We start from the raw sequence: 10,396 nt of genomic DNA, 5'->3' as shown, positions 1-10,396 counted from the left end.
AGCATATTTGCTTTATTGCAATTTTTGAAAAATTTTAAAGCCTGAATATTAAAAGGATTTAGTATGATTAAACTATTTGTTGCAGTGTTTCTCTTTTTATTTCTGTTACCCGCCCATGCATCAACAGCACTGTGGCATGTTAGTCCTTCAAATCAAATGCAAACCGAATCTGCTAGGGTTAAGCAACAATCGCTGTCTCGAATTCAGCAACTTTATTACCAAGGCGAAGTTGTTACATTCAACAGGGCTAGTTTAGCTAACGTATCATCTGGCGATAAAATTTTGTTACCAATAGATAGCCAAAGTTATAGCGCGACATTATCCAAAGTAGAAATTCATCCAAATGGTAGTAAAACTTGGCATGCCATTATTGACGATGCGGGTGAACCTTTACCTGTAATCATTACATTCAGTGATAAAAGCTTTTTTGCTCGCGCAGTAACACCGTCTGGAACCTATGTTGCGTCTGGAAGTAAAATTTCTGGACGTTTGTTAAAAGAAGCTGTATTAGATGATGTAATAGACAAAGATAAAAAGGACTTTTTGCGCCCTCAAGACAGTGAAGAATTTAAACGTCAACAAGCAATAAAAAAACAGATTGAAGCTCAAGTTCAACAAAATAAAACATCTAATAGTAGTGAGATTAAGCCTGCTCTAAGTGAAGCTCACTTGCAACAGTTGGGTGATGTGGAGTTAAAACAAGTTTCGAAATCAACAATCATCCAATCTGATGATCAAACTATGGCTGAAATTGATGTATTAATCTTGTACACCCCTGGTGTTAACACGCTTTATTCTGATGACCCGCTAACCCGTATATATCACCTTATTTCAGTGACAAATCAAATTTATGTCGACAGTGGTGTATTTATTCATACTAATGCCGTTGCTATTGAAGAGGTTGATTATTCAGATAATGTTTATTCTGACATAGCGTTAAATGACATTAGCTTTCAAAACAATACAGTTTTTGATGATATCCCTTCTCGTCGGTATGAACTTGGTGCCGACATGGTTATATTGCTTCGCCCGTATGTAGATGGTGACTATGCATGTGGTATTGCTTGGGCAAATGGTTCGAATGGGAGTGTAAGTAACTCTCGTGACCTAATGTATAGCCACACAAGTATCGATTGTGGTGATTATGTCATGGCTCATGAACTTGGGCATAATATGGGGCTCATGCATTCTCGTCGTCAAGAGGGAGAGGGGGCTACGTTTCCATTTGGGTTGGGGTACGGTCTAGATGGAAACTTTACTACAGTTATGGCTTATGAAGGTGTATTTGCAGCAGGTAAAGTATATAAGTTTTCAAGTCCTAATTTAGATTGTAATGGATTACCTTGCGGTATCGATCGAGATGATCCATTGAATGGTGCTGATGCAGTTTATGCATTGAATGCAGTTAGGTTTGAACTTGAAGAATTTTTCCATTCAACCCCAGATTTAACGACTATTGATACAGCTTTAGAGTTGATTAGCGACAATCGATTAAAAAACTGCATAACTCAAAATTTGAATTATTATAATGGGATTCCTAAATATGCCGGAATGCTTGAAGAAGTTTATTGTGGTTATTGGGGGATTACTAGTTTATCGGGTTTAGAATATTTTTATAATGTATTTTTCTTAGATTTGTCTGGTAATTATATTACTAGAATTCGTGAATTAGAAGGAATGCAAGCGTTAAGAATATTAGATTTAAGTAACATTGGCTTTTCTGATTTATCTGGTATTGAATCGCTGGAGAAGTTAGAAAATGTTAATTTAAGTAATAATCAGATCAATAATATTTCAATGTTAGCAGCTAAACCATTCTTAGAGGTGCTAAGAATAAATAACAATCGTATTGCTGATATTGATGTGTTAAGTGGGTTGGGTGCACTTTCTTATTTAGATGCTAGTACAAATCTAATTAGTGATTTATCTGGGATTTCTCAGAATACATCTTTGACAGATCTTTATATCAATAATAATCAAATCAAGTCAGTGCCGGTTAACATTAACACGCTAGAGTTAGGTGTTTTTTCGGCGAGAAACAATCAAATAAGTGATATTAGTGGTCTTGCTAATTTACGCTCATTGGGAGTCATTTCTCTCGATTACAATAACCTTCTCGATATAACTCCTATTTTTACTATTCAAGACTCTGTTAATGGACTTAGTCTAATTGGTAACGAATTAATTCCTTGTTGGCAGGTTAATTATGCCGCACAGCGCTTTGGTGTTGCTTGGTTACCAACTTATTGCGATGAAAGCCATGAAAACGAAGATTATGATGGTGACGGATTAGCCAATGCGGTAGAGGTTGAATATGGATTAGATCCTTCAAACCCTTTAGATGCCGAGTTTGATAACGACAATGATGGGTTAAACAATGCAGTAGAGATAACCTTAGGTACCGAGGTTAACAATCCTGACTCAGACGGTGATGGCGTTGTTGATGGTACTGAAGTTGTTAACGGAAGTGATCCTTTTAATAAATATATTCAGGTTGGTTCATTAAGTACCTCAGCATTATTTAGTGATGTTAACCAAGATGGTGTGGCTGACTGGATTAAGTATACCACTCACTCAAATCGGGTTGAGGTTACCTTGCTCAGTGGTAATCGTTATAACGCTCTAGCAAATTATGTGATTGATAATTCATTTGAGAATCCCTCAACTATATTACTTGATGATCGTGATGCCGATGGGATCAATGAGGTTGGAGTGTTTGGTTTTGACGCCAGTGTAAATCGTTACCAATTACAAGTTCACTCGGGTTTAACTGGAACCAAGCTTGATGTATGGAATTGGCCTGCAACCCTGGGTGAGGTTAAGTTTCAAGCTTTAACTGATTTAACCGGTGACGGTATACAAGAATATGCCATTAGCGGTGTGCATTTAGTCAATGGTACCCAACAGTTAGTGGTTAAAGACGGCGTATCTAAATCGACCTATCAAACGTTTAAATGGCCTAATTTATGGGATAAGTCGCAGTTTGTGATCATGAGCGATGTGACGTTCGATGGTGTGCCAGAAGTTGCGCTTTATGGTCGCCATAGTCGGTTAGATAAAGGTCAGTTATTTGTCTATGACGGTGTAAATGCCAACAGTAAAATAGATGTATATAACTGGAACAAGTTATGGTCCGACATTCAATTACTTGAAATGGATGACATAGACGGCGACGGTACGATTGACTGGGGCCAATTTGGACAACGTAAAGATGATGGTCGATATCAGTGGGTGGTAAAAAAAGGCAGTGATAAGCGCGGTGTTATTCGGGTTTTCAGTTGGCCAAATGATGTCGTGGATGTAACCCCAATGTTGGTGGCAGACCGAACTGGCGATGGTATACGTGACGTTGCGGTATTAGGTACCAGTCCAGATAACGAAAAAGTGTTTGTGCGCATCAATGATGGTCGCTTAGCTAATCAGCGCATCGCTAACATTAGTTGGCCAGCAAGTTGGGAAGATATTCAGGTGAAAGAGCTTGGAGATTTGAATAACGATGGCTTTAGTGAATTTGGTTTGTTGGGTTATACCAAGACGAATCGTACGGTACAGTTGATTGTAAGAGATGGTCAAACGACTGCAGAATACGGACGTTATACCTTATCGGGCCAATGGGAGGGCTTGTCATTAGCGCATTATGATATTGATAATGATGGTTCTGATGATGTGGTTATTAGTGGTATTAATCAAACAACTAGAGCGAAAGTGTTAACTGGTTTAAGTGGTGGAGATCTAGCTGTTGTTGTTAGTCAATCATTAAACTAATAAATTACTATTAAGCAAGCCTCAGTAGATTATTTGCTGAGGCTTTTTTGTTGGATATTTGTTTGTTATTTGTTGCCGTACAGGAGCAGGTAGAGTAAAGTCTGGGCAATTTAAATTAATGTAGCACCTTCCTTAGGATGAGGTATCAAAATTGAATATACGACTTTTGTGTTTAATAACAACGCTATTAGCAACCACTTTTCCAGCAATTTCATCCTCACTTGAAAATAATATTGAATTTGATATAACAAATACAGGATTAGCTTTTACTATCGAAGATATTTCTGATGAATATATATCTGACTTTTATGGTGTTCTTGATGAGCCTAATATCATAACTGGGGCAGCAGACTCTTATTTTAAAATAGAAGCTAATGGAACCGCTTTTACATTGGATGAGACAGGGAAAATAGAATATCAATGGTCTATTGCTAATAGTGTGATGACGTTACTTCCTAAGAAGAATCCTATTACCCTTAGTTATCTTCAACTTGAAGAGTTACTTGCTTTAAATTTAGTCGATCAAGCTTCTATTGATTTTTTTAAGCAAAACTCTAATGAGCAATGGATTAGCGTTGAGATTAGACCAAGTTATCAGCAATGGCAATTAATTGAAAATAAAGATAAATCAGATACTTTTTATATTGAAGAGTATCAAGAATATTTCTTATCAGATGATGCAGAGCGTTCATTATTGTGGGGAAGTGTTGATGCTAGCCCAAAAGTAACACTTTCTGATGAACATCAATCAACATTCATTGATGTTAATTACCTTAAACAACAAAGTGCCGGATTCAGTTCAGCTATGTTATCTGGTCAATCTTTTACTTTAGGGTTAAGTTCTTCGGCGTTAACGAGTTTTGAAGATATTGTCTCTTTTGACCCAGATGGTCAGTTTTCAACATATTTTTCATCCATTTCAGGGCAATGGTCAGTGACGCCCGATAAGGCATTAACCCTGACGTATAAACAGCCGAATAGCGATGGTGTAGATGAAGACTACTTAGTCTCTTTCTTGTCACTCGATCAACAACAAGACAGCTTTAGTTATCTTGCGCTTGGTCAAGGCCCTAAAAGTGGTTATTTTGCGAATGTTTCTCTTGGTATTAATTGGGATCAAAATGCCAATTTTGATGATCTGCAAAATACCGTATTGGTTAACTCTTTTATTACCACAAAACATAATGATTTAACTGAAACCGGTGGATCGGGCTCTGATGAATTATTTGGGTTTAGATTATTAAATAATGGACTTGCTTATCGCGTCATAGACAGCTATGCAAGTCTGCTTAATAGAGGATTTAACGAGACTTATTGGGAACAGGATGAAGTCGGAAAAATAACTCTAAGTTCTCGTACTGATTTGTTTGAAGGTTACGACTTTTACCAATGTGACCCCATTGCGAATGAACTGACATGCTTAATTTTTCAAAAGCGTCATTGGTTACCCATAAAAAGAGTGGGTAAGCGTATTTACGTTCTAGAGTGGATTGAACGCTTAGATGAGTTTTGGTATGGCCCTTTACCTGAAGATCGTCATTTTAGTTTATTCCGTAAACCAAGAGTTAATTTCTATGAAGTGATTGAACATGATTGGGATGATGATGGCATAACAGACGAGGTTGAGATCAACTTAGGACTCGATCCTAACAATACTGAAGATGGTGAAGCTGACTTTGATGGTGATGGGCTAACAAATGCAAAAGAAATTAGTCTTGGTACCGATATTCATAATTCTGATTCTGATGGTGACGGCGTCGATGATAAACAAGAAGTTGCCGCAGGAACAGATCCATTAGATCCTAGCAGTAAACCAGATTCGAATTTTTCTGTTCAACTATTTAGTGATGTAAATGGAGATAATACAACTGATTGGATAGAAATCATTCGACTTAGCTCGAGTGTCGAAATCAAATTGTTAAGCGGTAGTAACCTAGCTGCTATTAATCAATATTCAATTATGCATTCATTTGATTTTGCAAAAATATTCTTATTAGACGACCGTGATAACGATGCTGTGAATGAAATTGGTATTTTCGGTTTTGATTCGTTGGCTAATCGATACCAGCTTATCGTTCATAATGGTAAAAGTGGTGAACGAATAGGTTTGTGGAATTGGCCTGCAACCTTGGGTGAAGTGAAATTTCAAGCATTAGCTGATTTAACCGTTGATGGTATACAAGAATATGCTATTAGCGGTGTGCATTTAGTCAATGGTACACGACAATTAGTGGTTAAAAACGGTGTAACTAAAGCAACTCATCAAACTTTTAAATGGCCTAATTTATGGGACAGTCCTCAGTTTGTGACCATGAGCGATGTAACGTTCGATGGTATACCTGAAGTTTCACTTTATGGTCGCCATAGTCGGTTAGATAAAGGTCAGTTATTTGTCTATGACGGTGCAAATGCGAACAGTAAAATAGATGTATATAACTGGAACAAGTTATGGTCTGATATTCAATTACTTGAAATGGATGACGTAGATGGTGATGGCACAATTGACTGGGGCCAATTTGGACAACGTAAAGACGATGGTCGTTATCAGTGGGTGGTTAAAAAGGGTCATGATAAACGCGGCGTTATTCGGGTTTTTAGTTGGCCAAATGATTTAGTTGAAGTTAAGCCATTACTTGTTGCTGATAGAACAGAAGATGGTATTCGTGAGGTGGCATTGTTTGGTGTTAACCCCGATAGCGGCAAAGTATTTGTGCGCATAAACGATGGGCGTTTAGCTAATGAACGTATCGTAAATATTAGCTGGCCAGCAAGTTGGGAAGATATTCAGGTGAAAGAGCTTGGAGATTTGAATAACGATGGCTTTAGTGAATTTGGTTTGTTGGGATATACCAAAACCAATCGTACGGTACAGTTGATTGTTAAAGATGGTCAAACAACAACCGAATACGGACGATATACACTGCCAGGAAACTGGAAAGGGTTATCACTTGAGCATTATGATATTGATAATGATGGTTCTGATGATGTGGTGATAAGTGGTACCAACCAAGATAGTGGAGGTATAGTGCTAACTAGCTTAAAAGGTGCTGATTTATCCTTGATCAATAGTCAGACGTTAAATTGATCATTGGTTGATATCAAACTTAAAAAAACCTCATGTATTTGAGGTTTTTTTATCTGTCGAGAAAACCCCGTGATCCGAGCGTAGCGAAAGTCGCGGGGATGAATCGATAAACTGACCTTGCTCTTGAATATATTGACGGATCGTATCAACGGAAGTGCTGCACAATGAGATGCTTACAGTGTGAATTAGTTTGGTATTCCACTTGACAACATCAGGCTGTACAGTAGTCTATACAGTATATGAAAAAGACGCTCAGATACAATTTTAGGATAAAACCAACGCCAGAGCAGGAAGCCAAACTTATTGAGTTTGGCTCGTATGCTCGTGGGTTGTGGAACTTATTATTGTCAGAAAATCTGCGTCGTTATAGGTACGACAAAACGTTTTTTTTCTATCCAGAAATGGCAAAATTAATTAAAGAGTTAAAGGTATTCGAAGAGTTCTCTTGGTTAAAATCTTTTGATTCTGCGGCTGCACAGCAAGTGGCAAGAGATCTGGATATGGCTTTGAAAAACTCTTTTTCTAAGAGTCGGTTGCAAAAATTCCCGACGTTTAAAGTCAGTTTTAAACAGAAAAAACTGCACAATGACAGCTTTAGGTGTGTGAATAACTCGAACTGTATCCGCATCGAAAATGGAGCGGTCAGCATTCCGAAAATTGGCAAAGTACCGATTGTTTTACACCGTAAATTAGTCAGTGAAATCAAGACGGTTACTGTCCAACTATCACATGGTAAATGGAATGTATCACTCACCCAAGAGGTTGACTGTAAGACCGCGAAGCGGGTCTTGCATTCAATTGTAGGCTACGACATCAACAGCCAACATACGGTAGTAGGTTCGAACGGTTGGTACGTTAAAAACCCAAAAGCTTTTAAATGTTCATCAACAAAGCTAAAGCAAATTCAAGTCCAGTTGAGTCGAAGGGAAAAGGGCTCAAATCGCTGGCATAAAACCAAATCTCGCTTAAATACACTTCACGGAAAAATCTCACGCCAACGCCTAGCGTTCGCTCACGAAGTATCATGTTCGATAGCCAAGGCCAGTGATATCATAGTGTTTGAGGATTTAAACGTGAAAGGTATGCAGCAATTTAACGGCCATATGGTGAACGATAATGTGATGGGTATGATCACTTCGCAGACTCAATACAAAGTTGAATTGAATGGCGGTATTTACCATGAAATAGGTCGTTATGTGAAATCGTCAGGCATTTGTTATGAATGCAAACACCCGCACAAGTTTGGCCTTAGCGTGCGAGAATTTGCCTGCGAAAGCTGCGGTTTAGTCCAGTGCAGAGATTTAGCGGCAGCTAAGTCTATTGAGAACACAGGCGAAAATGATTTAATGGCGACTGGGAGAGTCACCAGGGTAATCCCCAAATCTCAGAAGAAATCATCTACTAAAACGAAAGTCTTTGAGCTATCAAAGTTTGGTGTGGGAACTGAGAAAAAAGAAGCAGCTTAGTCGTTAAAAGCTAGATTGCAAAAGCCCCGTGATCAGAGCGAAGCTAAGTCGCGGGGTAATTCACCGTTACATGAAAAAAATTATCGATTGAGTTAGAATGCCCAATAGTTGGTATATGTATCAATGGAGCCTATTTCAGGAAGAAAATAATGAAAAAATCATTGAATATTTATACTTTCGCAGTTGCAATTTTTTTGCTGTTAGTTTCTCTCGGTGCATTGTCAGACACTCCAGCTTTAACTGTTTTTAACGAGCAATACCCCAAAGCGATTTACTTTCGTAATGCAGAAAACAGTGCCGCAAATCCTAATATAAGTTACCAGAAATGGGCGAAACGTTGGTCTAAGCTTGATGGTATGGTTGTCAAAGCATTAGATGAAGAAATTCCAGGCCGTTCTAAAGAAGCTCAGCGTAAATTTATTCAATATAAAAAAGATAATCCATCCAAATTGATGCTGCTCCACTTTAACGGTAATGCAAGAGATCCTAACTTTGATTTTGACGCATTTAAGGCCGAAGACTGGACTTATTTTGTAGGAACGCATTCAACCAGCCCCATAACCGCATCTGATACACGGTTTTCTGTGGTTGACAGTAATGTATTTAGAGATGCTGATGATCTTGCACTTGTCCCTTTAAAAGATAGTGGGGACTTGGACTGGCGAAATGCTGAGCAGGTAAAGCTTGTTAGCATTGATAAGAATAACATCATTAATGTAAAACGTGGATTGTTTGGTTCTAAGTCAACTAGCCATAAAATGGGAAAAGCTTATCTTGTTGCCCATGTTTCTCAACCGGCTATAGCGCCAGGCAGCCAGCAAGCGCTTTGGCGTTACAATTTTACTAATATTGCCAATGATGGTGGCATGCCTATTCGATTAACCAATAATTTACTGCAATACCTTGGTAAAGGTAAGTCGTTAAGTGTGTTTGATGGTGTCGAATTTGATGTGTTAGCGGATATTCGCGGGCTGAAACATCATTCTCGTCAAACACCAATTGATTACAATTTTGATGGAAAAGCATCCGATGAAGATCGTGTTTTTCAACAACAATACAGCCACGGCGTAGAACGTTTTTTGGCAAGTTTACGTAATAACCTTGGTGATGGTAAGTTGATTCTTGCCGATGGAAACGAACCCAATCAGCAACGTGCATTTGGCATTTTAAATGGTATAGAAAGTGAGACATGGCCAAGCCATTGGGATCCGGAAATAGAGACCTGGTCGAGCGGAATGAACCGCCATCTTTACTGGAATGAGCATAGTTACTCGCCAAGTTTTAGTTATATTAAAATAGGTGAGTTACCACAAAAAAATGGAGGTTCGAAAGCTCCAAGTGAAAATGCTCGACGCTTACGAGTCGCTGCTGCGTTATTCATGGACGCAACTATTGCTCCAGCATACCGTCCTCTGGGTAAAAAACTCGATAATTGGTCTGAGTTCACAGACGGTAAAAAACACTATCGCTCTTGGTTAGGCAAAGCCGTTTCAGATGTGAAATATTTCCCTGTAGGTTCAGCAACGAGCATTAAGGCCATTATTGTTAATCCTTTAGATACAGTGGTTAAGCAAACCGAGTCTACTATATTAAAGCAACATCATGGTCAAAGTTTTGGTCATATTCGCTTTACGCTTCCTGAAGCTTCTGATGTTGTAGTTACTATGAATGTTAAGTCAAATCCCAAATCTGACTTTAAGCCCAATCGAGTTAGTTATATGGCACTAACACCTAGTAAAAAACGAGCTCAAAAAAATATGACTTGGACAGGAGACGAAGATTTTAAAGCGCGTTTTTATTTCAAAAAGTTGGCAGCAGGAAGCAATACAATACACATTACCTCTGATGCTGAAACCTTGACCATGTCAAACTTAGACATCAAATCGAACGCAGAGCTTGTGTATAGAGAATTTGAATACGGACTCGTTATTGCTAATCCTTTTTCTCAGCGAGTTTCAGTTGCAATATCCGATATATCTTCGAGACGAATCCATACTATTAATGATAAGCTTTTCAAGCTTAAAGGTACTGTTGATATTAATCCCAAAGAAGCACTATTTGTCCGCTTTAAGCCATAGTT

The 10,396-nt window shown here is 38.4% G+C and carries 4 protein-coding genes; all 4 read left to right on the top strand.

The window, feature by feature from the left end:
• Nucleotides 1–63 precede the first annotated feature (63 nt).
• Nucleotides 64–3,765 (top strand): leucine-rich repeat domain-containing protein, encoded by a 3,702-nt coding sequence (locus FCN25_RS03755; RefSeq protein WP_137222088.1) that lies wholly within the window; start codon nucleotides 64–66, stop codon nucleotides 3,763–3,765.
• Between the two features lie 151 nt (nucleotides 3,766–3,916).
• Nucleotides 3,917–6,850: a hypothetical protein gene (locus tag FCN25_RS03750; RefSeq protein WP_137222086.1), complete on the top strand. Its 2,934-nt coding sequence runs from the start codon at nucleotides 3,917–3,919 to the stop codon at nucleotides 6,848–6,850.
• A gap of 239 nt (nucleotides 6,851–7,089) precedes the next feature.
• Nucleotides 7,090–8,316, top strand: a complete 1,227-nt coding sequence (locus FCN25_RS03745; RefSeq protein ID WP_137222084.1) for an RNA-guided endonuclease TnpB family protein — start codon at nucleotides 7,090–7,092, stop codon at nucleotides 8,314–8,316.
• 149 nt (nucleotides 8,317–8,465) lie between these two features.
• On the top strand, nucleotides 8,466–10,394 hold the full coding sequence (locus tag FCN25_RS03740; RefSeq protein WP_137222082.1) for a hypothetical protein: 1,929 nt from the start codon (nucleotides 8,466–8,468) through the stop codon (nucleotides 10,392–10,394).
• Nucleotides 10,395–10,396: the final 2 nt, after the last annotated feature.

The organism is Shewanella sp. MEBiC00475, from assembly GCF_005234075.1.
GTDB classification, from domain to species: Bacteria; Pseudomonadota; Gammaproteobacteria; order Enterobacterales; family Shewanellaceae; genus Shewanella; species Shewanella polaris.
The sequence above is the reverse complement of the archived record's forward strand: the minus strand, read 5'-3'. Positions and strand labels throughout refer to the sequence as shown.

Excerpts from the sequence above, each read along its gene's own strand:
- FCN25_RS03755 (WP_137222088.1), top strand. The coding sequence starts at position 64 with ATGATTAAACTATTTGTTGCAGTGTTTCTCTTTTTATTTCTGTTACCC.
- FCN25_RS03745 (WP_137222084.1), top strand. The coding sequence starts at position 7,090 with ATGAAAAAGACGCTCAGATACAATTTTAGGATAAAACCAACGCCAGAG.
- FCN25_RS03740 (WP_137222082.1), top strand. The coding sequence starts at position 8,466 with ATGAAAAAATCATTGAATATTTATACTTTCGCAGTTGCAATTTTTTTG.